At 53.9% G+C, this 25124-nt stretch carries 25 protein-coding genes; 9 read left to right on the top strand and 16 right to left on the bottom strand.

The annotated features are described in order from the left end of the window. Window positions 1–32: 32 nt before the first annotated feature. Window positions 33–296 carry a 30S ribosomal protein S20 gene (gene rpsT / locus DY231_RS03355; RefSeq protein ID WP_034459390.1) on the bottom strand — a complete coding sequence of 88 codons (264 nt, stop codon included), beginning with the start codon at window positions 294–296 and terminating at the stop codon, window positions 33–35. Window positions 297–622: 326 nt separating this feature from the next. Here rpsT and ribF point away from each other — a divergent pair, with 326 nt between their 5' ends. Genes ribF through ispH form a run of 5 tightly spaced genes read left to right on the top strand, consistent with a single transcriptional unit; the run spans window position 623 to window position 6321 of the window. Beyond that, complete coding sequence (gene ribF / locus DY231_RS03365) at window positions 623–1555, top strand: bifunctional riboflavin kinase/FAD synthetase (RefSeq protein ID WP_115627270.1); 933 nt, start codon at window positions 623–625, stop codon at window positions 1553–1555. A gap of 41 nt (window positions 1556–1596) precedes the next feature. After that, window positions 1597–4413: an isoleucine--tRNA ligase gene (ileS, locus tag DY231_RS03370; protein WP_115627271.1), complete on the top strand. Its 2817-nt coding sequence runs from the start codon at window positions 1597–1599 to the stop codon at window positions 4411–4413. Continuing rightward, window positions 4413–4919, top strand: coding sequence for a signal peptidase II (lspA, locus tag DY231_RS03375; RefSeq protein ID WP_115627272.1), 507 nt, complete (start codon window positions 4413–4415; stop codon window positions 4917–4919). Before ileS ends, lspA begins: the two co-directional genes overlap by 1 nt. Window positions 4920–4922: 3 nt before the next feature. Next, window positions 4923–5393, top strand: coding sequence for an FKBP-type peptidyl-prolyl cis-trans isomerase (gene fkpB, locus DY231_RS03380; protein WP_034498546.1), 471 nt, complete (start codon window positions 4923–4925; stop codon window positions 5391–5393). Beyond that, on the top strand, window positions 5374–6321 hold the full coding sequence (gene ispH, locus DY231_RS03385; protein WP_115627273.1) for a 4-hydroxy-3-methylbut-2-enyl diphosphate reductase: 948 nt from the start codon (window positions 5374–5376) through the stop codon (window positions 6319–6321). Before fkpB ends, ispH begins: the two co-directional genes overlap by 20 nt. Before the next feature lie 70 nt (window positions 6322–6391). Here the strand turns inward: ispH and DY231_RS03390 are convergent, their stop codons facing one another. The 9 genes from DY231_RS03390 to DY231_RS03430 all read right to left on the bottom strand — a co-directional run bounded on the left by DY231_RS03390 (window position 6392) and on the right by DY231_RS03430 (window position 15972). Continuing rightward, window positions 6392–7174: an SDR family NAD(P)-dependent oxidoreductase gene (locus DY231_RS03390; RefSeq protein WP_115627274.1), complete on the bottom strand. Its 783-nt coding sequence runs from the start codon at window positions 7172–7174 to the stop codon at window positions 6392–6394. 42 nt (window positions 7175–7216) lie between these two features. Beyond that, window positions 7217–8122, bottom strand: a complete 906-nt coding sequence (locus DY231_RS03395) for a dihydrodipicolinate synthase family protein (RefSeq protein ID WP_115627275.1) — start codon at window positions 8120–8122, stop codon at window positions 7217–7219. After that, window positions 8122–9828 carry a dihydroxy-acid dehydratase gene (gene ilvD / locus DY231_RS03400; protein ID WP_115627276.1) on the bottom strand — a complete coding sequence of 569 codons (1707 nt, stop codon included), beginning with the start codon at window positions 9826–9828 and terminating at the stop codon, window positions 8122–8124. The genes DY231_RS03395 and ilvD overlap by 1 nt, the downstream gene beginning before the upstream one ends. A gap of 21 nt (window positions 9829–9849) precedes the next feature. Continuing rightward, a complete protein-coding gene (locus DY231_RS03405) occupies window positions 9850–11250 on the bottom strand; it encodes an MFS transporter (protein ID WP_115627277.1) in 1401 nt (466 codons plus the stop codon). 31 nt (window positions 11251–11281) lie between these two features. After that, window positions 11282–12697 (bottom strand): sugar porter family MFS transporter, encoded by a 1416-nt coding sequence (locus tag DY231_RS03410; protein WP_115627278.1) that lies wholly within the window; start codon window positions 12695–12697, stop codon window positions 11282–11284. Window positions 12698–12723: 26 nt separating this feature from the next. After that, window positions 12724–13593, bottom strand: coding sequence for an SMP-30/gluconolactonase/LRE family protein (locus DY231_RS03415; protein ID WP_115627279.1), 870 nt, complete (start codon window positions 13591–13593; stop codon window positions 12724–12726). A gap of 3 nt (window positions 13594–13596) precedes the next feature. Further along, the gene (locus DY231_RS03420; RefSeq protein WP_115627280.1) at window positions 13597–14244 is read right to left on the bottom strand and encodes a 2-dehydro-3-deoxy-6-phosphogalactonate aldolase; all 648 of its coding nucleotides are present in this window, start codon (window positions 14242–14244) and stop codon (window positions 13597–13599) included. After that, window positions 14241–15143 carry a 2-dehydro-3-deoxygalactonokinase gene (locus DY231_RS03425; RefSeq protein ID WP_115627281.1) on the bottom strand — a complete coding sequence of 301 codons (903 nt, stop codon included), beginning with the start codon at window positions 15141–15143 and terminating at the stop codon, window positions 14241–14243. Before DY231_RS03425 ends, DY231_RS03420 begins: the two co-directional genes overlap by 4 nt. Window positions 15144–15240: 97 nt before the next feature. Next, window positions 15241–15972 carry a FadR/GntR family transcriptional regulator gene (locus tag DY231_RS03430; RefSeq protein ID WP_115627282.1) on the bottom strand — a complete coding sequence of 244 codons (732 nt, stop codon included), beginning with the start codon at window positions 15970–15972 and terminating at the stop codon, window positions 15241–15243. Between the two features lie 100 nt (window positions 15973–16072). Between DY231_RS03430 and rihC the strand changes: the two genes are divergently transcribed. The 3 genes from rihC (at window position 16073) to DY231_RS03445 (ending at window position 18432) form a co-directional block, all read left to right on the top strand. Beyond that, the gene (gene rihC / locus DY231_RS03435) at window positions 16073–16990 is read left to right on the top strand and encodes a ribonucleoside hydrolase RihC (protein ID WP_115627283.1); all 918 of its coding nucleotides are present in this window, start codon (window positions 16073–16075) and stop codon (window positions 16988–16990) included. Between the two features lie 103 nt (window positions 16991–17093). Continuing rightward, window positions 17094–17657 (top strand): glucose-6-phosphate isomerase family protein, encoded by a 564-nt coding sequence (locus tag DY231_RS03440; protein WP_115627284.1) that lies wholly within the window; start codon window positions 17094–17096, stop codon window positions 17655–17657. Further along, a complete protein-coding gene (locus DY231_RS03445; protein ID WP_115627285.1) occupies window positions 17650–18432 on the top strand; it encodes a glucose-6-phosphate isomerase family protein in 783 nt (260 codons plus the stop codon). Before DY231_RS03440 ends, DY231_RS03445 begins: the two co-directional genes overlap by 8 nt. 94 nt (window positions 18433–18526) lie before the next feature. Here DY231_RS03445 and DY231_RS03450 read toward each other — a convergent pair whose 3' ends face one another. Genes DY231_RS03450 through DY231_RS03470 form a run of 5 tightly spaced genes read right to left on the bottom strand, consistent with a single transcriptional unit; the run spans window position 18527 to window position 22834 of the window. Next, on the bottom strand, window positions 18527–19342 hold the full coding sequence (locus DY231_RS03450; protein ID WP_034459364.1) for a PTS system mannose/fructose/sorbose family transporter subunit IID: 816 nt from the start codon (window positions 19340–19342) through the stop codon (window positions 18527–18529). After that, on the bottom strand, window positions 19342–20139 hold the full coding sequence (locus tag DY231_RS03455; RefSeq protein ID WP_115627286.1) for a PTS mannose/fructose/sorbose/N-acetylgalactosamine transporter subunit IIC: 798 nt from the start codon (window positions 20137–20139) through the stop codon (window positions 19342–19344). The genes DY231_RS03450 and DY231_RS03455 overlap by 1 nt, the downstream gene beginning before the upstream one ends. A gap of 11 nt (window positions 20140–20150) precedes the next feature. Next, window positions 20151–20645, bottom strand: a complete 495-nt coding sequence (locus tag DY231_RS03460) for a PTS sugar transporter subunit IIB (protein ID WP_115627287.1) — start codon at window positions 20643–20645, stop codon at window positions 20151–20153. Window positions 20646–20654: 9 nt separating this feature from the next. Next, a complete protein-coding gene (locus tag DY231_RS03465; RefSeq protein WP_115627288.1) occupies window positions 20655–21083 on the bottom strand; it encodes a PTS sugar transporter subunit IIA in 429 nt (142 codons plus the stop codon). 2 nt (window positions 21084–21085) lie between these two features. Continuing rightward, on the bottom strand, window positions 21086–22834 hold the full coding sequence (locus DY231_RS03470) for a class I mannose-6-phosphate isomerase (RefSeq protein ID WP_115627289.1): 1749 nt from the start codon (window positions 22832–22834) through the stop codon (window positions 21086–21088). 198 nt (window positions 22835–23032) lie between these two features. Between DY231_RS03470 and DY231_RS03475 the strand changes: the two genes are divergently transcribed. Further along, window positions 23033–24043, top strand: coding sequence for a LacI family DNA-binding transcriptional regulator (locus DY231_RS03475; RefSeq protein WP_115627290.1), 1011 nt, complete (start codon window positions 23033–23035; stop codon window positions 24041–24043). Here DY231_RS03475 and DY231_RS03480 read toward each other — a convergent pair. Continuing rightward, the gene (locus DY231_RS03480) at window positions 24038–25114 is read right to left on the bottom strand and encodes a cellulase family glycosylhydrolase (RefSeq protein ID WP_115627291.1); all 1077 of its coding nucleotides are present in this window, start codon (window positions 25112–25114) and stop codon (window positions 24038–24040) included. The genes DY231_RS03475 and DY231_RS03480 overlap by 6 nt on opposite strands. Between the last annotated feature and the right edge of the window lie 10 nt (window positions 25115–25124).

A 25124-nucleotide genomic window follows, 5' to 3' on the forward strand; every position in this document is an offset into this window, starting at 1 on the left:
CGGTTTTTTTTAAGCTAACAACAAGTTGGCGATTAAGCCAGTTTGTTGATTTGCGCTACAAGGTTAGCCTTGTGACGCGCAGCTTTGTTTTTGTGGATCAGACCTTTGCTAGCCTGACGATCCACGATTGGTTGCATTTCGTTAAATGCTTTCTGTGCAGCAGCTTTGTCGCCAGTTTCAATCGCTGCGTATACTTTCTTGATGAAAGTACGCATCATAGAGCGACGGCTTGCGTTGTGCTTACGAGCCTTTTCAGACTGTACAGCACGTTTCTTAGCTGATTTGATATTAGCCAAGGTCCAACTCCCAAATATGATCTATGTGGACAATTCAAAGGCCGAGGAATATGCCCTCTTAGCCTTCTTTTGTCAATGGATTTGTGCAAATAAGCGCCGTTAAATTTCCGGAGCCTCTTACGTTGTGATGGCGCGGATTCTACCAGCTTCATGCTCATGAATACAGCTTTAAGCAACAAAAATCGTCCAGTGATGCGCATCTATAGAGAAACCAGACGCCAGCGCGATGAAATCCTTCACGCTTTATGTCAAAGGGTACAATCGCCGGTTAACCTTCACCGTGGTAATTGATATAATCCGCCGATTTCCACTGTCTTGAGCCAGCCATGAAGCTGATACGCGGCATACATAATTTACGCCAGAACCACCACGGGTGTGTCCTCACCATTGGGAATTTCGACGGTGTTCATCGAGGCCACAAGTCCCTGTTAAAAGGGCTGTGTGCGGAAGGACGTGCGCGCAATCTGCCGGTGATGGTCATGATCTTTGAGCCGCAACCGCTTGAGCTTTTTGCGGGTGATAAAGCTCCAGCACGCCTGACAAGGCTGCGCGAAAAGCTGCGTTATTTGGCCGAGTGTGGAGTGGACTACGTGTTGTGCGTGCGATTTGACCGTCGCTTTGCTGCACTCACCGCGCAAAACTTCGTCAGCGATCTGCTGGTCGACCGCCTCGGGGTAAAATTCCTCGCGGTAGGTGATGATTTCCGCTTTGGCGCTGGTCGCCAGGGGGATTTCTTGTTATTACAGAAGGCTGGGCAGGATATTGGCTTTGACGTCACCAGTACGCAAACTTTCTGTGAAGGCGGCGTGCGAATTAGCAGCACAGCGGTGCGTCAGGCCTTGGCCGAGGACGACTTAGCGCTGGCTGAAAGTTTACTGGGTCATCCGTTTATCATCTCCGGGCGCGTTGTCCATGGTGATGAACTCGGAAGAACCATTGGTTTCCCAACGGCGAATTTACCGCTTCGTCGTCAGGTCTCCCCGGTAAAAGGGGTATTTGCGGTAGAAGTCGCAGGCCTTGGCGACAAACTGCTGCCAGGCGTTGCTAATATCGGCACGCGCCCAACGGTGGCGGGCCTGCGCCAACAGCTGGAAGTCCATTTGCTGGACGTTGTAATGGACTTATATGGGCACCATATAGATGTGGTGCTCCACAAGAAAATACGAAATGAACAACGGTTTGCTTCGCTTGATGAATTGAAAGCGCAAATCGCCAAAGATGTGGTAACCGCCCGCGAATTTTTTGGGTCTAATACCTGAGCTGGCTTTCCTCAAAACCGAAATACGGAACCGAGAATCTAATGAGTGACTTTAAATCTACCCTGAACTTACCGGAAACAGGGTTCCCGATGCGTGGCGATCTCGCTAAACGTGAACCGGGCATGCTGGCTCGCTGGAATGATGATGACCTGTACGGCATCATCCGTAATGCAAAGAAAGGCAAAAAATCCTTCATTCTGCATGATGGCCCTCCATACGCGAACGGCAGCATTCACATTGGTCACTCAGTCAACAAGATTCTGAAAGACATTATCGTGAAGTCCAAAGGACTGAGCGGTTTTGACTCCCCGTATGTTCCGGGTTGGGACTGCCACGGCCTGCCAATCGAGCTGAAAGTAGAGCAGCTTATCGGTAAGCCAGGTGAGAAAGTGTCTGCCGCTGAATTCCGTGCCGCGTGCCGTAAATACGCCGCTGAGCAGGTTGATGGGCAGCGCGAAGACTTCATCCGTCTGGGTGTGCTGGGCGACTGGTCACGTCCGTACCTGACTATGGATTTCAAAACCGAAGCGAACATCATCCGTGCGCTGGGTAAAATCGTCGGTAACGGCCACCTGCATAAAGGCGCTAAGCCTGTGCACTGGTGCGTTGACTGCCGTTCAGCATTGGCTGAAGCGGAAGTTGAGTATTACGACAAAACGTCTCCATCCATCTTCGTGAACTTCAAGGCTGTTGATGCCGACGCGGTCAAAGCGAAGTTTGGTGCAACACAAGTAAACGGCCCGGTTTCAATGGTTATCTGGACGACCACTCCGTGGACTCTGCCAGCTAACCGCGCTGTTTCTCTGAATGCAGAATTTGAATACGTGCTGGTTCAGGTTGACGGTCAGGCGCTGATTGTCGCGAAAGATTTGCTCGAAGGTGTCATGAAGAGCGCGGCTATTACCGATTGGACCGTTCTGGGTACTGCCAAAGGTGCAGACCTGGAATTGACCCGCTACAAACACCCATTCTTAGATTTCGATGTTCCCGCTATTCTGGGTGAGCACGTTACGCTGGAAGCCGGTACCGGCGCGGTGCATACCGCAGGTGGCCATGGTCCAGACGACTACGTGATCAGCCAGAAATACAACCTGGAAATCGCTAACCCGGTTGGCCCGGACGGTTGCTACCTGCCAGGTACGTATGAAGGTCTGGACGGCGTTCAGGTGTTCAAAGCAAACGACCTGATCGTCAATATCCTGCGTGATAAAGGCGTTCTGCTGCATGTTGAAAAACTGCTGCACAGCTACCCGCACTGCTGGCGTCACAAAACACCAATCATCTTCCGTGCAACGCCACAGTGGTTCATCAGCATGGATCAAAAAGGCCTGCGCGCGCAGTCTCTGAAAGAGATCAAAGGCGTGCAATGGATCCCTGACTGGGGCCAGGCGCGTATCGAATCTATGGTTGCGAACCGCCCGGACTGGTGTATCTCTCGTCAGCGTACATGGGGCGTGCCAATGTCCATGTTTGTACACAAAGACACAGAAGAGCTGCACCCGCGCACGCTGGAGCTGATGGAAGAAGTCGCTAAACGCGTGGAGCAAGACGGCATCCAGGCGTGGTGGGATCTCGATCCGCGCGACATCCTGGGCGATGACGCTGACAACTACACCAAAGTGCCAGACACCCTGGACGTGTGGTTCGACTCCGGTTCAACACATTCATCTGTTGTAGATGTGCGCCCAGAGTTCAGCGGCCATGCAGCAGACATGTATCTGGAAGGTTCGGATCAGCATCGCGGCTGGTTCATGTCTTCTCTGATGATTTCGACGGCGATGAAAGGCAAAGCGCCATACCGCCAGGTACTGACTCACGGTTTCACCGTTGATGGTCAGGGCCGCAAAATGTCTAAATCCATCGGTAACACCGTTTCTCCACAAGACGTGATGAACAAACTGGGCGCGGATATCCTGCGTCTGTGGGTGGCATCGACGGATTACACTGGCGAAATGGCGGTTTCTGACGAAATCCTGAAACGTGCTGCTGACGCTTATCGTCGTATCCGTAACACCGCACGCTTCCTGCTGGCGAACCTGAACGGCTTCAATCCAGAAACCGATATGGTGAAACCAGAAGAGATGGTGAAACTGGACCGCTGGGCGGTAGGTTGTGCGCAAGAAGCACAGGCCGATATCCTTGCAGCCTACGAAAACTACGACTTCCACGAAGTGGTGCAACGCCTGATGCGTTTCTGCTCCATCGAAATGGGTTCATTCTATCTCGACATCATTAAAGACCGCCAGTACACCGCGAAGTCCGACAGCGTGGCGCGTCGTAGCTGCCAGACTGCTCTGTACCACATTGCCGAAGCGCTGGTTCGCTGGATGGCACCGATCATGTCCTTCACCGCTGATGAAATCTGGGCTTACCTGCCAGGTGAGCGCGAGAAATATGTCTTTACCGGCGAATGGTACGAAGGTTTGTTCGGCCTGGCTGATAGCGAAACCATGAACAACGATTACTGGGACACCCTGTTAACCGTACGTGGCGAAGTGAACAAAGTCATCGAACAAGCGCGTGCTGACAAGCGTGTGGGCGGTTCTCTGGAAGCAGCAGTGACTTTGTATGCAGACAGCGAACTGGCAGCGAAGCTCAACAGTCTGGGCGAGGAATTGCGATTTGTCCTGTTGACCTCAGGTGCTGAAGTTGCCGATTATGCGCAGGCAACGGAAGACGCGCAGCAAAGCGAAATCCTTAAAGGATTGAAAGTGGCTCTGCGTAAAGCTGACGGTGAGAAGTGCCCGCGTTGCTGGCATTACACCACCGACGTCGGTCAGGTAGCGGAACATGCAGAAATCTGTGGCCGCTGTGTCACTAACATTGCCGGTGACGGCGAAAAGCGTAAATTTGCCTGATGAGTAAATCGATTAGTTCGACTGGTCTGCGCTGGCTGTGGCTGGTGGTCGTAGTCCTGATTGTCGATCTGGGCAGTAAATACCTGATCCTCCAGCATTTCATGCTGGGGGACACCGTATCGCTGTTCCCGTCGCTCAATCTGCACTATGCCCGTAACTACGGTGCCGCGTTTAGTTTCCTTGCGGATAAAGGCGGCTGGCAGCGCTGGTTCTTCGCGGGTATCGCCATTGGTATCTGCGTGATTCTGGCGGTGCTGATGTATCGCGCTAAAGCGACGCAGAAGCTGAATAATATCGCCTATGCTTTAATCATTGGCGGCGCACTCGGAAACTTGTTTGACCGTTTATGGCACGGTTTTGTGGTCGACATGATTGATTTCTATGTCGGCGACTGGCACTTCGCCACGTTTAATCTGGCCGATACGGCAATCTGTATCGGCGCGGCGCTGATTGTGCTGGAGGGGTTCTTTGTCTCCTCCGACAAGCCCGCTAAGGAAAAAGGGTAATCCATGGCTGAGTCTATCCAGGCCAATAGCAGAGTTTTCGTGCATTTCACGCTGAAACTCGAAGATGGCTCCACTGCCGAGTCGACCCGCAACAACGGCAAACCGGCACTCTTCACGCTGGGCGATGAAACACTGTCGCCAGGCATGGAAGACCAGCTAGTCGGTTTGAAAGCAGGGGACAAAAAGGCGTTCTCTCTGGCACCTGAATCCGCGTTTGGTATTCCAAGCCCGGACATGATCCAGTATTTCTCGCGTCGTGAATTTATTGACGCGGGCGAGCCGGTGCCGGGTGCCATTATGCTGTTCACAGGAATGGATGGCAGCGAGATGCCAGGCGTGGTGCGTGAAGTTAACGGCGATTCCATCACCGTTGATTTTAACCACCCACTTGCCGGGCAAACCATTCATTTTGATATCGAAGTACTGGAAATTGACCCGGTACTGGAGGCGTTGAATGCAGATCCTGTTGGCTAACCCACGCGGCTTTTGTGCCGGGGTAGACCGCGCTATCAGCATTGTTGAAAACGCGTTGGCTATTTACGGCGCGCCGATTTATGTCCGTCACGAAGTGGTGCATAACCGCTACGTGGTTGATAGCCTGCGTGAACGTGGGGCGATTTTCATCGAGCAGATCAGTGAAGTGCCGGATGGTGCAATCCTGATTTTCTCGGCACATGGTGTTTCCCAGGCGGTGCGTAACGAAGCCAAAGGCCGTGATTTAACGGTGTTTGATGCGACGTGCCCGTTGGTGACTAAAGTGCATATGGAAGTGGCTCGCGCCAGCCGCCGTGGTGAAGAATCCATTCTGATTGGCCACGCCGGTCATCCGGAAGTGGAAGGCACCATGGGCCAGTACAGCAACCCGAAAGGTGGCATGTACCTGGTTGAATCGCCGGAAGATGTCAGCAAGCTGGATGTGAAAAACGAAGGAAAACTTTCGTTTATGACGCAAACCACGCTTTCCGTTGATGACACTTCTGACGTGATTGACGCGCTGCGTAAACGCTTCCCGAAAATCATCGGCCCACGTAAAGACGACATTTGCTACGCAACGACTAACCGTCAGGAAGCCGTGCGTGCGCTGGCTGATGAAGCGGATGTGGTGCTGGTGGTTGGCTCGAAAAACTCGTCCAACTCCAACCGTCTGGCAGAGCTTGCACAACGCATGGGCAAAGCCGCCTATCTGATTGATGATGCGATGGATATCCAGGAATCCTGGGTTAAAGATGTGGCATGTGTTGGTGTTACGGCAGGAGCGTCCGCGCCAGATATCCTGGTGCAAAACGTTCTGGCTCGCCTGCGTGAGTTAGGCGGCAGCGAAACCCGCGAGTTGGTCGGGCGCGAAGAAAATATTATCTTCGAAGTGCCGCGTGAACTGCGAGTGGATGTGAAAGAAGTGTAGGGTGGATAAGCAATACCGTCATCCGTTTCAAATGGGGAGCTTAGGCTCCCCATTTTTCTTTGCCAGAAACTCAGGCGTCTTCCTCATCCTGCATAATTGCGCTGCGCCCGCCATCCATCACAATCGTTGTCCCGGCAATAAATCCGGCTTTATCGCTGGATAAAAACAGGCAAAGATCGCCAACTTCTTCTGAGCGGCCAATACGCCCAACCGGGTGCTTTTTTATGGTTTTCTCGCGTGCCATTTTTCCATCAGCATGCGAGTCGAACCACACCTGGTTGCCATCTGTATCGATAAAGCCAGGCGCGATACCCACGGTTCGGATTTCTGGTCCCCATTCGATAGTTAGGCTTTGCACCAGCGACAACAGCGCCCGCTTACTGATGTTGTAGGGCGCACAACCCGGCATGGTCGAGAAGGCGTGATTCGAGGTAATAACAATAATCACCCCGTTGCTTTTGCGCAGCGCCGGGCGCGCACATTTCGCCAGGTACCAGTGGGATCGCAGATTCAAATCGAAGTTATGCGACCAGTCACTCTCTTCGCAGTCGATGCCTTTGAATACGTTTTTGCCCGCGTTAGAAACCACGACATCAATGCGACCAAACAGCTTTTCGGCATCAATAACGAACTGCTTAATAGATTCCGTTTTGGTGACGTCGACGGAAAAATAGAAATAACGATCGGGATATTCAGCCAGCATCTTCCGGGCATTGGGTGCTTTTTCTAACGCAGAAAAAGCGCAGCCGATAACGATGTCGCCATTGTCCAGAAAGGTCTGTGCAATGGCCTGACCGATCCCCTGACTGGTTCCGGTCACAATCACAACGCGTGGTGATTTTTCACTACCCATCTTGTTAACCTCAAAAAGCTGCGGCTTACCCGCAGCCTAAGTTTAGAGTTGGAATTCGCTCAGGAAGCGATCAATCGTCTGATGGTCTTCGCTGGAAAGCGGCCAGCCAGGTTTGCGGCAATAATCAGTCGCGATAATTCCGCGCCGCTTCAGAATCGTTTTCTCAACCTGAATGATGTATTCGCAATGCGTCATCCAGCGTTGGATATACGGCAACAACGCCTGATGTAACGCCTCGGCCTGCGCCGTTTCGCCCCGTTGCCAGTGCTGATAAATCCGCACATAAACCTCGGTAAACGAACATCCCGGCATCACGCCTTTTCCGCCTGTCGCCAGCATTTGCAGCATATACAGCCCTGCATAGCCGTTGAGCACACTTGCCTGTGGTGCCAGTTTCAGGAAATCTCGGGTGTAGTCGACCGGCGGGTTACACTCGATTTTGAATACCGCATGCGGATATCGCGCCGCGACAGCCGCCAGTTGTTCAGGCGTAATCGCCAGGCCAGTTTCGCCCGGTGCGTACTGCACCATCACCGGGATATCGACCGCTTCAAGCACGGCAAAAATATGCTCCTGAATCGCCTGTGGATTAGGGCTGAGAAAGAACGGTGGCAGCAGCATTAGCGCATCCGCGCCCAACCTGGCGTAGTAACGCGCCCGTTTGACTGCCAGCTCGGTGCTGTGATCGGTCACTGACATCGCCCGATAAAGCGGGCTACCCGCCAGAGTGCTGACAAACATTTGCGCCAGTCGGTCACGTTCTTGATCATGCAATTTCGGGAACTCACTGGCGATGCCAAATAGCGTAGTGCCTTGCGCGCCGCTGGCGGAAAGATGCTCCAGCAGGCGCCCAAAACTCACTTCATCTATTTCGCCGCCAGCGGTAAACGGCATTGCGGTAATCGGATTCACGCCACCGATGTCTTGCGCCGAATAGTGCTTAGTCATCAGTCTTCCTCCCGGTCGGCCAGCACCGCACCTTGCGCGGCAGGTAGCGCCCAACGGCGATACAAACGCAGGAAACCGCGCGGGACTTCTTTATCGACCGGCTGCCAGTTTTCACGACGCGTAGCCAGTTCGGTTTCGGCTACGTGCAACGTCAGGGTGCGCGATGGAATATCAATCGAGATTTCATCGCCATTTTCCACCAGCCCCAGTTCGCCGCCGTCTACCGCCTCAGGCGAAATATGACCCACGAACAAACCCCGGTTGGAGCCAGAAAAACGCCCGTCGGTGATCAGGGCACAAGTATCAGAAAGCCCCATGCCTTCCAGCGATTTCATCGGCTTATACATTTCCGGCATGCCAGGCCCGCCTTTCGGCCCTTCGTAGCGCAGCACCAGCACGCTGCCCGGCTGAATTTGACCGGACATGATCGCTTCTACTGATTCCAGCTCGCTGTTGAACACCACCGCAGGGCCACGGAACACCATTAGATTTTCCGGTACGGCAGCCGGTTTCACCACGCATCCGAGTGGCGAAAGATTACCGTGCAGCACGGCAACGCCCGCTTCATTTCGCACAGGAATCGCCAGCGTATGAATCACTTCCGGGCGGCAACTTGGTTTTGTTTCGGCAATCAGTTCAGCTTTGGTTTTACCTGCCACCGTCAGCGCATCCAGATGCATCAGCTTGCTGATTTCAACCTCTACTGCCTGCACGCCACCCGCTTCCCAGAAATCGATCATGTCATGCTCGGAAGCCGGATACAGCGACGCGACTAACGGGACTTTATGGCTCAGTTCATCAAACGCTGACAGCGGCAGATGGCCCAGCTCTGCTTCATAATAAATTGCCTGTAAGTGCAGAATTGCGTTGGTTGAGCCGCCCGTTGCCAGCAGATAAACCATCGCATTATGGATGGATTCCCGGGTAATAATCTGGCGAGCGTTCACGCCATTGAGCACCAGCTCTACTGCCTGGCGGCCGGTTTCTACTGCACAATCACGGCGCTCTTGCGACACCGCAGGCAGCGTACTGCTACCCGGCAAACTCATGCCCAGCACTTCGCCGATACAGCACATGGTGTTCGCGGTGCCGTACATGGTGCAGGAGCCAGGGCCAGGTTCGGCGATATTTTCAATATGCGCGAACTCTTCTTCGCTGATTTCACCACGCTTTTTCCAGCCGATGGCTTCGGTAACGATATTGCCGTCCCAGTGTTTACCTTTATATTCCGCCGGGTACATTGGCCCGCCGTTAACCATAATCGCCGGAATATCTAAGCGTGCTGCCGCCATTAACATCGCCGGAACGATTTTGTCGCATGAGCCAAGCAGCACCATGCCGTCGAAACGGTGGGCGCGCATCATCACTTCAATCGATGCGGTAATCACTTCGCGGGCGGCGAGGATATAGCGCATCCCCAAATGCCCTTCGGCAATGCCGTCGCACGGCGCGATGGTGCCAAACACCATGCCCACGCCACCGGCTTCATCAATGCCTTCGAGCACTTTGGCTGTCAGCTCATTGAGGTTGGCATGGCCCGCCGTTGCGTTGGTATAGCTGTTCACTACGGCAATCACTGGTTTGCGCAGTTGTTCATCGGTATGACCCATTGATTTGTACAGCGCACGTTTCAGTGCGCCATCGTCACCTTCGAGGATCGGGTTGAAATGCGTGCCACAGCTGGCACATCCGCCACATCCACTCATAGTTTCTATCTCTTCTAAACGTTAGCGATCGATTGTCGCGTTGATATGTTGAGCAGCGTCAGACTGCTCAGTTGTCTGTTCGGGTGCAGTGATGACTTTTTTTGGGTTTGCCAGCCGGGCTGGCAGAGTGAGAATTAGCGGGGCGCACAACAGCAAGAAGGCGGCCAGAATATATAAACCCGTATCGGTGCGTCCGGTGGTGTCTTTCAGCCAGCCAAGAACCGTTGGGCCAAAGAAACCGGCCAGGTTGCCGATGGAGTTAACAAACGCGATACCTGCGGCAGCAGCGGTGCCGGAAAGCAGGGCGCCAGGCAGGCTGATATAGGTGGGAATCAATGCCAGGGTGCCGGACATCGCCACGCAAATCCACGCCATCATCCAGAAGGTGGAACCGCTGCAATACGCACTCAGTGCCAGGCCCACACAGCCGATCATGGCTGGAATGGCGATATGCCAACGGCGTTCTTGTTTCAAATCAGAATGGCGACTGTTCCACACCATAAAACAGGCACCGAAAACATACGGCAGTGCCGCGAGCAGGCCGATATGGAAATCGTCGCTGACACCGGAGGATTTGATGATCGACGGCAGCCAGAAGTTGATACCGTAGTAGCCAATATTGAAGCTAAAGAACACCACCGCCAGCAGCCAGACATAGCCGTTTTTCAGCATGCCTTTCAGGCTGCTATCCACTTTGCCTTTATTGGCACGCTCACGGTTGGCGGCATCTTTTGCCAGGTCATTAATGACGACCTGTTTTTCGGCATCAGTTAACCATTTTGCCGATTTCACATCGTTATCGAGATAACGCAGCACCACAAAAGCGAGCAGAAAAGAGGGAATCGCTTCGACCAGGAACAGCCACTGCCAGTTGTGCAGGCTGCCAACACCCTCAAAAAGCTTAAGGATCAGGCCGGAAAGCGGACTGCCGATAATGGTTGAAAGCGGCGTCACCAGAATAAACAGGCCCAGCGTGCGAGCGGAGCGCCACGACGGGAACCACAGCGTGAGATAGAACACGATGCCAGGGAAGAAACCGGCTTCCGCCACGCCGAGCAAGAAACGCACCACGTAAAACTGCGTCGGCGTGGTGACGAACATCATGCCCGCGGAGAGCACCGCCCAGGTCACCATGATTCGGGCAATCCAGAAGCGTGGCCCAAACTTCTGCATCAGCAGGTTGCTTGGCATTTCAAACAGGAAGTAGCCGATAAAAAAGATGCCCGCTCCTAGCCCATACACGGTGTCGCTAAAGTTCAGCGCATCTTGCATGTGCAGTTTGGCGAAACCGACGTTTACGCGGTCCAGATAGGCGAAGAAATAACACAAAATTAAAAACGGAATCAGTCGCCGGGTAATCTTGCTGTAGACCTTTGATTCTTCCACCGCAGCGGTGGGATTGTTGCCCAGATTTTCCTGCATGTTTATCTGCTCCAGAAAGTTAAACGTATTGCTATTTCGCCACGGCCGTATTCGGGCGAGTTTCCTTGAGGATTTGCTGGCCGATAAGACGCAACGGCTCGCCACGCATAAGATTGCGTTCAATGTTTTCAAGGGAAATATTTTTGGTTTCAGGCACAAAGAGGATCGTCAGTACGATGCAGACGATGTTCATTACGCCGTAAAGCCAGAAGGTATTTGGGCTGCCGATGGTGTCGATGAGCGTCAGGAAGGTCGCGCCGATGATCATATTGGCAATCCAGTTCGCCATCGTTGAACAGGTGACACCAAAATCACGCCCGGCCAGCGGCTGAATTTCGGAGCACAGCACCCAAATCAGCGGGCCTGCACTCATGGCAAAACCAACGATGAAAATAAGCAGGACGATAACGGCGGCGTACTGCTCCGTCGTGTTTGATATCCCGCTATGGAACATATAACCGAGAATACCCATGCAGATGGCCATGCCGGAGAAACCTAATTTCAGGATAGGTTTGCGCCCCCAACGATCCACCAGGGCGATAGCAATAAAGGTCGCAAGCACGTTCGTTAACCCGGCAATCACCGTTCCCCACATTTGTTCACGCGTGGTAGAGAAACCGGCAATTTCGAAGATTTTCGGGGCGTAATACATGATGACGGTCATGCCGGTGAACTGCTGCATGAACTGGAGTAATACGCCAAGATAGGTGGAACGGCGAAAATGCGAGTTATGGCGGAAAAGCTGCCATCCGCGCTGTTTCATCTTCAGACTGTCGCGGATCTGATTGAGCTCGTTCTGTGCTTCTTTGTCGGAATTACGCAGCAGTTTCAGCACTTTTCCAGCCAGTTCATGCCTGTCTTTCATCGCCAGCCAGCGCGGGCTTTCCGGCAGTGTTAACACGCCGATAAACAGAACAATCGCCGGGAAGGTGATCACACCCAACATCCAACGCCAGTGTCCACCTTCACTCAGTGCGGTGTCAGAGAGAAACGCCACCAGAATCCCGATGGTGATCATCAGCTGATAGAGCGAAATCATGCTGCCACGAATACGTTCCGGAGCGATTTCTGAGAGATACAGCGGGGCAGTAAAAGATGCGACGCCGACCGCCAGGCCGAGGATGAAGCGGGAGACCGTGAGGATCTCAACATTGTGTGCAAATGCGCAGCCAATCGAGCCAATCACAAACAGCACCGCACCCAGTAGCAGGCTCTTTTTACGGCCCAGAGAAGATGACATCGGGCCGCTACACAAGGCACCAAACGCGGCACCAAACATCATCACGCTGACCACAATCTCTTGATGGTGGCTGCTTAAACCAAATTCTTTAGCAATAAATGGTAGTGCACCCGCGATAACGCCCATATCCAGACCAAACAGCAATCCAGCGAGGGCGGCAAGAAGGCAAACAAGTATTGTTTGCCGGTTTGTTTTTGTAGGGTTCATAGTTAAGACCTTAATAATTATAATTTTTAAAATAGGAATCGATGGCTTTGGCTGCCAGTGAGTGTGGTACTCATTTTTAACAGGCCTCCATCAAATGCTGTGGGTTGTGCCAGCCCATCGCGGGCCGAAGTCATGTAGAGATCCGAAAGTTCCGGCCCACCGAAAGCGCAACTGCTTGGCTGGCTTACGGGGAGATCAAAACGATCGATTTCCTGTAATTCAGCGCCGTTAATCTGATAGCGCTTAAGAGAACTTTCTCCCCAGCTGGCGTTGATTAATTGGCGCTGAGTGGTCAGGGCTGAGCCATCCGGGATCCCACAAACCGGGTATTTCTCAAGTATCTGCAACCCCTCGTCTTGAAGCGTTGCGCGATAAAAAGTGTGCAGCAGCGAGTCGGCAAACCAGATGTCGTCTTCCACCCATTGCAGGGTGTTTGGCACTCGCTGGTTTCCCAGTAAAAACTGTACTGAGCCAGACTTGCCGCTTAACCGATACCAACTGCCTGTGGCTCGTTCAGCCTGAGTGTCCATCGTGCTAAACCACAATGCTCCATCAGGGGCAATCGCCGCTTCATTAGGGCGTGTGCCCTGCGCCGCCGCTGGATAAGCGCAGATAAATTCCAGTTGTTGGTGGGCGTAGTTATACAGCGCAATGCCTTGCTGGCAGACCACCAGGAAGCACTCGACCTGCTCGGTCAGCAGCACGGCGCTGGTGAAACACGGCATATCGTGAATTTCTATGCGTCCGTCTTCATCGGGCCAGTAACGCAGCAGTCGTTGTTGCAAAATATCCACCCACAACAATGAATGACTGCGCATACACCACACAGGGGTTTCACCAAGCTGGGCGCGGTAATCGCCAATGATTTGCAGGCTGCCGCTGATAAATGCCGCCATGATTTATTCTGCACACTCGCGCCAGGCGTGTTGATAAGCCTGCGCACGTTCGCGCAGCAGGGCCATACTCATGCCCGCTTGATAAAGCCCGCCGCCAAGGCCAAAACCGTTGGCACCCGCCTGAATGTAGCTACGCATTTGCGCGGCATCGGGCTGAATGCCACCAACGGGAAGTAACGCCACCTCTGCGGGGATCACCGCGCGAAAGGCTTTGGTTATCACCGGGCTGATATGTTCGGCAGGGAACAGCTTCAAGGCGCTGGCTCCGGCGGCCATGGCGCTGAACACCTCGCTTGGGGTCATGATCCCCGGCATGCTGATAAGCCCAAGCTTGCGGGTATGGCGGATCACCTCCGGGCAGCAGTTCGGCGAGATGATCAATTGCCCGCCGCATTCGGCGACAGCATCAACTTGCTCAACCGTCAGCACGGTTCCTGCGCCAACGTAGCCGCGTTCGCCGACCACTTTTCGCATCAGGGAAATCGAATCCAGCGGCTTCGGGCTATTGAGCGGCACTTCAAGGTAGCGAAATCCGCTGTCGAGCAGAATTTCCGCGGCTTCGGCGGCGTCCTGCGGCGTAATACCACGCAAAATAGCGACCAGCGGTAACGGCTCTTTTTGCCATTGGGCGATGAAGTTTTCTGAGTTCATGATGGGGTTCCTTGAAGTTGGCAAAAGAGATGCCACAGGCCGTGAATAAAGCAGTCATCGCCATTTTCCGGGATGAGATTGAGATCCATCTGTCCTGCCGCAAGCTGATAGCGAGCCGTCAAAGCCGGGCTGCCAACCACCCACGCCTGCAACCCCGCGGGAAGTGCCTGCAATTCGTAGCCAATAGTTAAGCCGGACAGATAGCTGTGAACGCTCGTTTCAGCAATTTCACCGGCCAGGCGGCGGGTGCGGGCTGAGAAGATTAAGTGAGTGAATGGCGCACCTTGCTGAGCGGTTTTCACGCCCAACAAGAAAGCATCTGCATCTTCCTGCTGTTCAGGCAGCGCACGCCCAAGAATGGAATGCTGGCTGAGGAGCGAGAATATTTCGCCTGTCATAAACGTGGCGAACGAGGTGATTTCACCGTTCACCATATACGCATGTTTACTGTGCGTGCCGGGCAGTAATGCGGTGTGCTGGCGGGCGGGATGCAGCGATGCCAGGCCTAATAATTGGACTTCCTCGCCGCGCATCACATCGGGTTGAGAGAACGGGCTGTTGCCGTTAGCGCCTGGGATAATCCACGCCGTGCTGCCCCAGGGGGTGGTGAAAGCCAGCGTGCGGGCAGCCAGATCTTTCGCCACACAGGGGAGCGGCGCATAAGACACTTCATGCCAGCCCTGCTGCGAACCGACCATTCCCGCCATCACAATCGGCAGGCAGCCATACTCTTCTAACCACGTTTGCAGCAAGTTTTGCAGCGTCGGTGCAAATTGATCTTTCTCGACGGATAACAATCCGCAAGGCTGGCTAATTCTGGAAACTGGCTTTGAACCCTGCATCAAAAATGCACGGAAGTTGGTTGTTCCCCAATCGATGGCAATCCAGTGAGTTTTCATTCAAGTAATACAAACCATGTAATCTTGTAATACAAGAATGCTAGAGCAAAAAACACCCACAGTGTGTGAGGGAGATCGAAATTACGTCAGATGAGGATCAAATAATGTGGTCGAACATTTCCGGACGATCTTGCCAGATACGTTTTTTGGCAGCATTGAGCAAAATATCGCGCATTTTAAGACGGGCGTTATCGACCTGTTTCAGGCGAATCGCATCGAATAACTGGTAGTGTTCATCGACGGCGGCTTTGGTCTGACGCACATCTTTTTCGAGGGTTTGTTTAAACGAGAGCGCCATGGCCGCAGAAAGCGCGTTGCCGAGGGCTAAAAGAAAGGGGTTATGCGTGGCGCGTAATAAGGCATGGTGAAAGGCCATATCGCCTTCTTCAAACAAGGATCGCTGCGCCTCGAGCTGGCCTTTGCGCATTAACTGTAACGCATCTTCCATCGCCGCCAGATCGCGTCCGTTGGCGTTTAAGGCCGCAAGCGTTGCCACGTTTGGCTCGAAAATCAGGCGCGTCACAATCAGTTGCTCAACCAGTTTCAGATCGAGTTCACCTTCAGCCAGCCAGCCGAGCACGTCAATATCCAGCAGGCTCCACTGCTCGCGGCTGTTCACCGTGCTGCGTTTTTTGGCCTGAATCGAGATAAGCCCTTTTGCCGCAAGCACTTGCAGGGCGTTGCGCACTGAGGTGCGGGAGACTTCATATTCCACGGCCAGTTCGTTTTCACCTGGTAAAGAAAGCCCCGGCGCGAGATCGCCATGCATAATCCGGCGCGCAAGATGCTGGGTGACAGATTCTGAAATATTTGTCTGTGGGACTTTCATTACACTTTCTCGGTCGAGTCTGAACATGGAAATGAGCTACATAGTAAGCTAATCGCGCCGTATTCGCACCGTATGTACTTAAAAGATAAGAGAGCAACGTATGAGCAGAACTCCCATTATTCTCGACACCGACCCAGGCATCGACGACGCCGTAGCCATTGCCGCCGCACTCTTTGCCCCACAGCTTGATTTAAAGTTGCTGACGACGGTCGCCGGAAATGTCAGCGTCGAGAAAACCACCCGCAACGCCTTGCAATTGATGCACTTTTGGCAGAAGGATATTCCGGTCGCGCAGGGGGCTGCCACGCCACTGGTGCGTAAATTGCGCGATGCGGCTTATGTGCACGGCGAGTCCGGCATGGAAGGTTATGCGTTTGTGGAACATCAACGCCAGCCGCTCGATAAACCCGCTTTTCAGGCGATTTATGATTGTTTAAATGCCAGCCCTGAACCCGTCACGCTGGTGGCAATCGGCCCACTGACGAATATTGCGCTGCTGCTCACCCAATACCCTGGCTGTAAAGAGAAAATCAAACGCCTGGTGATTATGGGCGGATCGGCAGGACGCGGCAACTTCACGCCAAATGCCGAGTTTAATATTGCTATCGATCCCGAAGCGGGCGCGCGCGTATTTGAAAGTGGCCTGGAAATTGTGATGTGCGGTCTCGACGTCACCAACCAGGCGTTGCTGAGTCCGGAATATCTGGCGACGCTGTCAGAACTCAACCAAACCGGCAAAATGTTGCATGCGCTGTTTAGCCATTACCGCAGCGGCAGCATGGCGACGGGTTTACGCATGCACGATCTGTGCGCCATTGCCTGGCTGGTAAAACCGGAGTTATTTCAGACTCAACCGTGTTTTGTGGCGGTAGAAACTCACGGCGAATTTACCGCAGGCACCACGGTTGTGGATATTGAAGGGCGTTATCAGCGCGAGCCAAACGCCCATGTGGCGTTGGATCTCGATGTTGCCGGTTTTCAGACATGGGTTGCAGAAGTCCTGGCACTAGCACCTTAAATATTTAACGCGACGTAGATCGAGTTTCTTCGGCCAGACTATAGGGTTAATCGATTAACCTGCTATGCTGATTAAGCAGTTCTCCTTGGGCCGGAGAAACAAAATGAATATACCTGTCATCGTGCCACCGGGCGTGGCATTCCAGAACGGCCATTTCACGGCTGAAAATACCATTAATAAAACCACGCACAGTGGCGATCTTGTGGGCGTCTTTCACGACGAAGCCGCATGGCTGGCGCTGCCTGCCGATACACCCATCTATCAGGTTGAAATGCTGCAATCTGCGCAAGGGGAAGGTGAGCTTTTTGTCGGCACCACGCACCTCAATCCGGGGCGTGTTGGCGATGAGTTTTATATGACGCGTGGCCATTTCCATCAACGGCGTGAACAAGGCGAAGTGTATATTGGCTTGCGCGGAACGGGCCTGTTGCTGCTGCAAGACGAGCAGGGCAAGGCGCGGCTTGAGCAGGTTTCGGCGGGGTCAGTGCATATCATTCCAGGTGCAACAGCGCACCGCCTGATTAACACTGGCACCGAAGTTCTCTCTGCACTCGCCGTTTGGCCAACGATTGCTGGGCATGATTACGCGGCGTTGGCACAAGGCTTTGCGCTGCGAGTAGTTTTGCAGGACGACAAAATCCAGGCAAAAGAGGTGCAAAATGGCTGATCAGCACCTGAATTTTGGGTTGGATATGAAGATCCACCACCAGCCGATGGGTTTTAGCTACGGCGAAGAGGTGATCGGCCCGGTGCCGGAGATCCGTAAACTCGATCAGATCCGCGCCTCGTTGCGCGATCCGTCGTGCAACGGGCCGGAGGATGTGTACGCGATCGTGATGGATGTGGCGCGTTTGCAGGACAGAGAAGAACTGAAGAAACGCATGTTGCTTTTTGGCGTGGTGACTTACGCTTCTGGTCGCCTGGGAGATGAGCCGATTCGCAGCCAGGGCCACATTCACCGTATCAGCAGCCACAGCGGTTGGTCGCCACCCGAGCTATATGAAATCTGGCAGGGCAAAGCGATTATCTACATGCAGGAGTCTGTGGCGGACGATCCGGGGCGTTGCTTTGCGGTTTGCGCCGGGCCTGGCGAGAAAGTGCTGGTGCCGCCGGGTTGGGCGCACGCCACGATTTCAGCTTCGCCGGATGAACCGCTGACGTTTGGTGCCTGGTGCGACCGCGAATACGGTTTTGAATACGATGCCGTCCGCGCCTACAAAGGGCTGGCATGGTATCCGCTGTTGCAAGACGAGCATATTGCCTGGCAGCACAACCGCAGCTATATGCCGGGGCGTTTGCAGGTGACTTCACCGCGCCAATATACCGAGTTTGGGATAACCGAGGAGCCGCTGTATCAGCAATTTATTGATGATCCCGCGCGGTTTCAGTTTATTTCGAAGCCAGGGATAGTTGGGCAGAAGTGGGTAGGGTTTCATCCTTAAAACAACCCTCACCCTGGCCCTCTCCCTGAGGGAGAGGGAATTAACTCGATTTTCTCCCTCTCCTGGGGGAGAGGGTCGGGGTGAGGGCATACAACTAAGAAAATAACCCCACCGCCACGCCAACTGCCGCCAGCACCAGCAGTAACAGCATTGCTTTCACCGGAGACACGCCGCGTTTTGCCATCAAATACCAGGTGCCAATCACCACCAACAGCGGCAGCAGATTAGGGAAAATTCCGTCCAGCATCTGCTGCACATGAATATTCACGCCGTCTTTGGTGACAAACTCAAGCCCGGTGCCGAGCTTCACGTAGCTTGCCGCCACGCCGCCCATCACGAACACGCCTAATAACGATAGCGCTTCGCGCAGGCGTGTCGATTTACTGCTGACCAACATCTCAACGGACGTCGATCCCATGCGGTAGCCTTTCAGGAACAAGAACCACGAGCCAGGAATAATAATCGCCAGCCACGCCACGCAGTAAAACAGTGGCCCGAGGATATTCCCGCCCGCCGCCAGCGCCATGCCGATACTGAGCAAAATTGGGATCAGCATGCCCGGAATCATCGAATCGCCAATCCCCGCCACGGGTCCCATCAGTCCGACTTTCAGGGTGTTGATGGTTTCGCCGTCGATGGGCTCGCCGTTGGCGCGTTTCTCTTCCAGCCCTAGCACCATGCCGTTCACAATCGCACCCAGCTGCGGTTCGGTGTTGTAGAACGACGCGTGGCGTTTGAGCATCTCTTTGCGTTGTTCGTCATCGGGATACAGCTTTTTCGCCACCGGCAACATACTCAAACAAAAGCCGAATGATTCAAGGCGCTCAAAGCTCATGGACGAAAGGTTGTACATCATCCAACTGCGCCAGCAGCGGCGCAGATCCTGGCGAGTGAGTTTACGTTCTTCCATCAGAATTCATCCTCATCATCAGCGGGCGTGGAGGCTGTACGTTCAGCCTGCGGCTCAGGTTTGTAGTTGTAGTGAATCAGGGCCAGCAACGCGCCGACGATGACCAGCGCCACCATGTTCAGTTTCAGGAAAACGATGCAGATAAACCCCACGAGGAAGTAAATCAACATGCTGTAATTTTTGATGATTTGCTTAAGCAGAATCGCGATACCCACCGCTGGCAGAATGCCGCCGAGCACATTCATCGTCGAAAGCACGATGTGCGGCAGGCTGTCCATAAAGGCGTTGATGTACTGCGCGCCGAAATAGACTGCGATAAACGTCGGAATAAAACGTATCAGGAAGTTGGTCGCCTGCGGCCAGATAGCACTGTTGAGATACACGCCACGCTCGTCGCCTTTTTCCAGCGCCAGATCTGCGCGGTGGTTCCACCAGGAATTGAGCACCATCATGGCGTTAAACAACACGGTGCCTGCAATACCGATAGTGGCCGCCAGCGCCACGGCCACTTCCGGGCCTTTATTGGAAAGAATACCCAGCGCGATAGCGGGGAAAGCTACAAAGTTGAGATCCGCAGGCATTGAGCCACCGGGGGTTACCATCGCGATATACACGGCCTGAACTGCCACGCCGATGATAATCCCGGTCTGCACATCGCCGAGAATGAAACCTACCAGCATCCCTGAAACCAATGGGCGGGTAATCAAATACCAGCCGCCGGTTAGCCCCAGCAGCCATGGGCTACTTAACGCACCGAGGTAACAGAGAATGCCGATCAAAGCCGCTTCAAAAGCCATATTGCACTCCTTTATTTGAGTTTTTGGCGAGCGTCCTGCCAGCTGTAGCTGCTGGCATCGGGCACCAGACGAAATTCAATCTGATGCCCGCGCTGCAAGAGGTAGTCGAACGCAGCACTCTCTTCGGGGTTGACGGACTGATTCGGGCCTATGGTAGTGGTGTTGGCTCGCGCGCTCATCGGGCCGACGTTGATTTTTTTATTGCTGTTTTGCAGGCTGATACCTGCTTCTTCGATGCGCTTTAACGTGACCGGCGATTTGCCAATCACGAAGTAATGCTTCTCGCTGGCGATGATTTTTGGCAGTTTTTCGATGGCGGTGGCGGTGTCAAACAGCCAGACTTTGATGTCCTGAACCGCCCCTTTCATGACTGATGAAAGCAAAGGATCGGCGGCGACGGCATCGTCGATGGCAATAATCCCATCGCACGGCAACTCTTTTGCCCAGCGGGTGACGAGCTGGCCGTGGATCACGCGGTCGTCGATTCGTACAAATGAAATGCTCATCGTTGCCCCTTAAAAATCATCTGACTGCGTAGTTTCAGCAAGTGTCGCCTGCACCAGCGTGTCCTGGGTGTTTGCAAGCAGTTGCGCGGTGGCCTGTTCGACATCCGCGAGATCTTTTATCTCATCGCTTAACAGCACCATGGGGAAGTTGACGCCACCCAGAACAGTGACGGGCGGTTGCGTATCAGGGTTAAAAGCGTAGTGGCAGGCGATATTCCACGGCGTGCCGCTTTGCAAATCGCACAGCACCACGACGCCATCAGCATCTTTGCTGGCCTGTTTCAACACCGCCGCAAACTCATCGCCAAAGCTATTAATGCCTTTGTTTTCAGTGAGCATGACCGGGAATACATGCGGCAATTCGCCGTAGACCATGCGTGAACTTGCCAGCAGGGCTTCCGCCAGCGAGCCGTGTGTTGCCAGAATGACGTTGATCATAATTAACCCCTTACCCAGGCTTTCATGGTGGCGAGTTGCTGACCGGCACCCCGACCATACGGTGAAATGCGGTATTCCCCGACGGCAGCAGGAATGATGAAGGTTTCGGCGTAATGCACCACAAACGGCTCGAACGCGCCGCTCGGGCTTTCAACCAGAGCCTCGTCGCCTTCCACCAGATTCAGGACATTCACGCCGCCGTGCGTGTGGTGTGTGACGGGCTGCGTAAACCAGTGGCGACGCGTTTCAATAAACTCGCGTTCATGCAGGCCGGTGCGCTCCTCGCGCCAGCCATCGCCTTCGGCAATTGGTTCAAAATGGTTAACCAGATGCTCAGTGACCCATTGGGTATCGCGTTGCCAGTCAATGACTTGTGCGCCATGGTCCAGATGCACCGGGCGCGGTAAACCGTCTAAACCCAGGCGGCCCCAGTCCCATAATTTGAAGGTGAAAATATACGGCGTCGCGCTGATCTCCAGCACCATGGCTCCCGATCCGGAACAGTGCACGGTGCCTGCCGGTATCAGGAAGTGATCGTGTTTACGCGCCTGGAAACGGTTAACGAATTTCTCGTCATCAAACGCTTTTTCGCCACGCTGGGCGCGGGCCAAATCGTCGAGCATTTCCTGCGGGTCGATCCCCGTTTTTGTGCCGAGATAGACTTCTGCGCCCGGCTCGGCTTCCAGCAAGTAATAGCTCTCATCCTGGGTGTAATGCATCCCGAAATGCTGCTGGATGTATTCGGTAATCGGGTGAACCTGGAAACTCAAATTCTGCCCGCCGATGGTATCGAGGAAGTCGAAACGGATCGGGAACTCTGCGCCAAATCGGGCATGAACGCGCTCGCCAAGTAGCGGACGCGGGTAGAGCAACACCAGATCTTGTGAGGGGATCTCGATCCGCACATCACCAAAACGCAGTAACAGGCTGTTCTCCTCGGGCACACAGTCAAAACACCAAGCGTAATTTGGCTTTGAGGGATCGAGATCAAACTTGTCTTTCATCCATTGCCCGCCCCAGACACCGGGGTCGAAGAATGGCACCACGCGGAACGGTTGTTGCGTGGTTTGTTGCAGGCCATGGCGCAGCGCATCTCCGCTCACCATCACCGGTTGCTGCGCATTATTGGTATCGAGCAGGAAATCCGCGCGCTTGAGCAGCGGGGTTTTATGGCGGTCGAACACGCGCCACTCAATGAAAAAGGCACGTTTGTAGCGACGCAGAATATCTTCATTAACGTTATCTGCCCCCCAGTTGCCCAATTCTCCACGGCGAAAACGCTGCTGAATTTCCCAGCGGGCGAGATCGGCATAAATCAGCACATCACCCGGATGAACTAAGGCAGCACCTGGGCCGTAAATCACCACCAGGCCAGACGTCGTTTCTGCGACTTCACGCCGTACTTGCGCCAGTTTATCCGGGCAGAAAAACTCTGGTAATTCGTGGCAGGAAAGCACGCCGAACACCCGGTCATCCGTCAAATTGCGGGCCAGTAAATCATGCAGGTGCTGTTCACTCAGACGCGCGGATTCAGCGTTGATAATGTGGTGCGGGTTAAGTTGTTCAATGAGTTGTGTGTGCAGTTCGTCGAGTTGAACGCCGGGATAACAGTCAATCACCAGCACCGTTTTGCCCGAAGCGGAAAGCCGTTCGCTCACGGCTTGTTTGATGGCGGACCATCCCTGCCATGCCTGATGCTCAAACCCCGAAACGCGCACTTCGGGATACTTATCGTATGATGCCAGATGCATAATCTTCTCCCTGTTTCTGATGAACTAAGATTAATCGATTAACCCATTTTGAACAGCGTGGTAAACGCGATTAACCCGCCATTTTTAACAAGGTGTTGCTTAAAGTTGAGTTATCTGTGACGGCATTCACATGGAAATATGCATTTTTTTGGTTATTCGATTAATCTGTGTGGAATTGCTTAATTTTGAGGAGTGCTAATGAGCACTGTCACCCTTGCCCAGGTTGCAAAACAGGCCGAAGTTTCAACCGCTACCGTTTCAATGGTGTTGCGAAATCGGGGCCGTATTTCTGACGCCACTCGCCAACGCGTGCTCAAAGCGCTGGATGATTTGGGTTACGTGTATAACCAAACGGCGGCCAATTTACGCAACCGCACCAGCAATCAGGTTGGGTTGTTACTCCACGACATCACCAACCCGTTTTACGGTGAAATGACCGCTGGTCTGAGCCAGGAAATGGAGCGTCACGATCTGCTGCTCTTTCTGGCAAACAGCGAAGAATCCGGCGAGCGGCAGCAAAAGTTTGTCGATTCTCTGATGCGCAATAACGCCTGCGGCATGGTGTTGTGTGCGGCACGAGAAACGCCGCCGCTGTTTTTTGAAACGCTGAAACGGCGCAACGTTCCGGCGATTATGGTGGTGCGCCCGATGGACGACGTGGATTTCGATTTTGTCGGCACCGATAACTTCCTTGGCACCCAACTGGCAACGCAACATCTGCTGCGTCTGGGGCATCGTCATATTGCGTTTATTGGTGGGAGTGAAAATTCCATCAGCCGCGCGCAACGTATTGGCGGCTACAGCAGCAAATTGCTCGAACATCGTATTCAGCCGAAAAGCGAGTGGGTGGTGTCTTCTCTTGCCAGCCAAAGTGACGGCGCGCGCGTGGCCGAGGAGCTGTTCCGTTATTACCCGGAAATCACGGCGGCGGTCTGTTATCAGGATATCGTGGCGCTGGGCGTGATGCAGACGCTGCGCAAAATGGGCCGCCAGCCGGGTGTCGATTTTGCGCTGGTGGGGTTTGACGATATTACCGAGGCATCTTTGGTTCAGCCTGCGTTGACCACCGTTTCGGTGGCGGCTAAAGAGATTGGCCGTAAAGCCGGGGAGCTGTTATTTAGCCGCATTCAGGGCAACGACGAGCCGCCAAAACGTATTATTCTCCCGCCCACTCTGGTGGTACGGGAGTCTTGCGGGTTTGGGCTATGAATAGGTTAAGCGCCTGACCAGTTCCATTTCACTGTGGCGGAAGGGAATGCCATATTCATCAAGCACATCGTGGAACCACAGGTGCGCGTAATCCACGCCACATTTGCGCACTGACGGCCAGGGGAGGGTGGTTTGCGTTTTGCCGCGCACCAGCCCCCACTGGAAACAGCCGACATTCAGGGCGGCAAGCAGCGGCAGTTGTTCCTCCATCACGCAGCCGACATGCCGCGCCAACCATTCGGTGCATAACAGCGGACGATCGAATGTTTGCCAGTAGCGCAATACTTGCAGCATTTTCGGTGTGGCCAGATAGGCGTGGAAGCTGATCACATCCGAAAGATCGGCTGCTGCCTTATCGATCGGATGGGCAAAAAACTCCGCTTCCGGTTCGTCAGGATCTTGCGAAATGTGCCAGGCACCCACGGTCAGTGGCTGCCGGGGATCTTCGTCACGTGCCCAGGCGAAAACCTGTGGCAGCAGCTCCAGCGCAAAATACTCCAGCTTTTCATCGAACTGGATTTCCTCAAGCCCGCTGGCAAACGTGCCGCGGTTGCCAGGCTCGTTGTACAAATCCCAGATGGCGATACGCGAATCGTTTTTGAAATGGCGCACAATGTCGCGCACATAGCGCTCAAGCTGCGGCCACATCTCGCGGTTACATATCGTTTCACGCCCGGGACTCGCCGCCGCCTGGCTGTTGTGTTTGCCGGGTTCGGGTGCTTTTTGAGGCCCTAAAAATGGCTCATCTCCGGAAAAACCACAGTCGTCCATCAGCGTCAGCATGACTTTTATTTGATGGCGTTCGGCGATACGCAGAAAGCTCTCGATGCGCATCAGCAATCCATCGCGATCGTGCTGCCAGACGATAAACGGCAGGTTGATGCGCAGTTGGTTATAGCCGATCTCCTGCGCCCAACCGAGTTCCTGATCGATGGTTTCGGGATCAAAGGTTTCGCGCTGCCATAGCTCTGTCCAGTTTACGGCGCTGCGGGGCAGGTAATTAAACCCGCAAATCCAAACCTGATTTTTGTGCCACTGCGCGGCCTGTTGTTTGCTCCATTGTGTACGCATGACGTGTCTC

Origin of the sequence: Buttiauxella agrestis (genome assembly GCF_900446255.1) — a bacterium.
Taxonomy (GTDB): Bacteria; Pseudomonadota; Gammaproteobacteria; order Enterobacterales; family Enterobacteriaceae; genus Buttiauxella; species Buttiauxella agrestis.

Bases quoted from the DNA above. Each gene is read 5' to 3' on its own strand.
- ileS (WP_115627271.1), top strand. From the start codon at position 1,597: ATGAGTGACTTTAAATCTACCCTGAACTTACCGGAAACAGGGTTCCCG.
- ispH (WP_115627273.1), top strand. From the start codon at position 5,374: ATGCAGATCCTGTTGGCTAACCCACGCGGCTTTTGTGCCGGGGTAGAC.
- DY231_RS03445 (WP_115627285.1), top strand. From the start codon at position 17,650: ATGGCTGATCAGCACCTGAATTTTGGGTTGGATATGAAGATCCACCAC.
- DY231_RS03470 (WP_115627289.1), bottom strand. From the start codon at position 22,834: ATGCATCTGGCATCATACGATAAGTATCCCGAAGTGCGCGTTTCGGGG.
- DY231_RS03475 (WP_115627290.1), top strand. From the start codon at position 23,033: ATGAGCACTGTCACCCTTGCCCAGGTTGCAAAACAGGCCGAAGTTTCA.
- lspA (WP_115627272.1), top strand. From the start codon at position 4,413: ATGAGTAAATCGATTAGTTCGACTGGTCTGCGCTGGCTGTGGCTGGTG.
- rihC (WP_115627283.1), top strand. From the start codon at position 16,073: ATGAGCAGAACTCCCATTATTCTCGACACCGACCCAGGCATCGACGAC.
- DY231_RS03460 (WP_115627287.1), bottom strand. From the start codon at position 20,645: ATGAGCATTTCATTTGTACGAATCGACGACCGCGTGATCCACGGCCAG.
- DY231_RS03425 (WP_115627281.1), bottom strand. From the start codon at position 15,143: ATGAAAACTCACTGGATTGCCATCGATTGGGGAACAACCAACTTCCGT.
- DY231_RS03415 (WP_115627279.1), bottom strand. From the start codon at position 13,593: ATGGCGGCATTTATCAGCGGCAGCCTGCAAATCATTGGCGATTACCGC.
- fkpB (WP_034498546.1), top strand. From the start codon at position 4,923: ATGGCTGAGTCTATCCAGGCCAATAGCAGAGTTTTCGTGCATTTCACG.
- ilvD (WP_115627276.1), bottom strand. From the start codon at position 9,828: ATGAGTGGATGTGGCGGATGTGCCAGCTGTGGCACGCATTTCAACCCG.
- DY231_RS03430 (WP_115627282.1), bottom strand. From the start codon at position 15,972: ATGAAAGTCCCACAGACAAATATTTCAGAATCTGTCACCCAGCATCTT.
- DY231_RS03465 (WP_115627288.1), bottom strand. From the start codon at position 21,083: ATGATCAACGTCATTCTGGCAACACACGGCTCGCTGGCGGAAGCCCTG.
- DY231_RS03410 (WP_115627278.1), bottom strand. From the start codon at position 12,697: ATGAACCCTACAAAAACAAACCGGCAAACAATACTTGTTTGCCTTCTT.
- DY231_RS03455 (WP_115627286.1), bottom strand. From the start codon at position 20,139: ATGGCTTTTGAAGCGGCTTTGATCGGCATTCTCTGTTACCTCGGTGCG.
- ribF (WP_115627270.1), top strand. From the start codon at position 623: ATGAAGCTGATACGCGGCATACATAATTTACGCCAGAACCACCACGGG.
- DY231_RS03395 (WP_115627275.1), bottom strand. From the start codon at position 8,122: ATGACTAAGCACTATTCGGCGCAAGACATCGGTGGCGTGAATCCGATT.
- DY231_RS03450 (WP_034459364.1), bottom strand. From the start codon at position 19,342: ATGGAAGAACGTAAACTCACTCGCCAGGATCTGCGCCGCTGCTGGCGC.
- DY231_RS03390 (WP_115627274.1), bottom strand. From the start codon at position 7,174: ATGGGTAGTGAAAAATCACCACGCGTTGTGATTGTGACCGGAACCAGT.
- DY231_RS03420 (WP_115627280.1), bottom strand. From the start codon at position 14,244: ATGAACTCAGAAAACTTCATCGCCCAATGGCAAAAAGAGCCGTTACCG.
- DY231_RS03440 (WP_115627284.1), top strand. From the start codon at position 17,094: ATGAATATACCTGTCATCGTGCCACCGGGCGTGGCATTCCAGAACGGC.
- DY231_RS03480 (WP_115627291.1), bottom strand. From the start codon at position 25,114: ATGCGTACACAATGGAGCAAACAACAGGCCGCGCAGTGGCACAAAAAT.
- DY231_RS03405 (WP_115627277.1), bottom strand. From the start codon at position 11,250: ATGCAGGAAAATCTGGGCAACAATCCCACCGCTGCGGTGGAAGAATCA.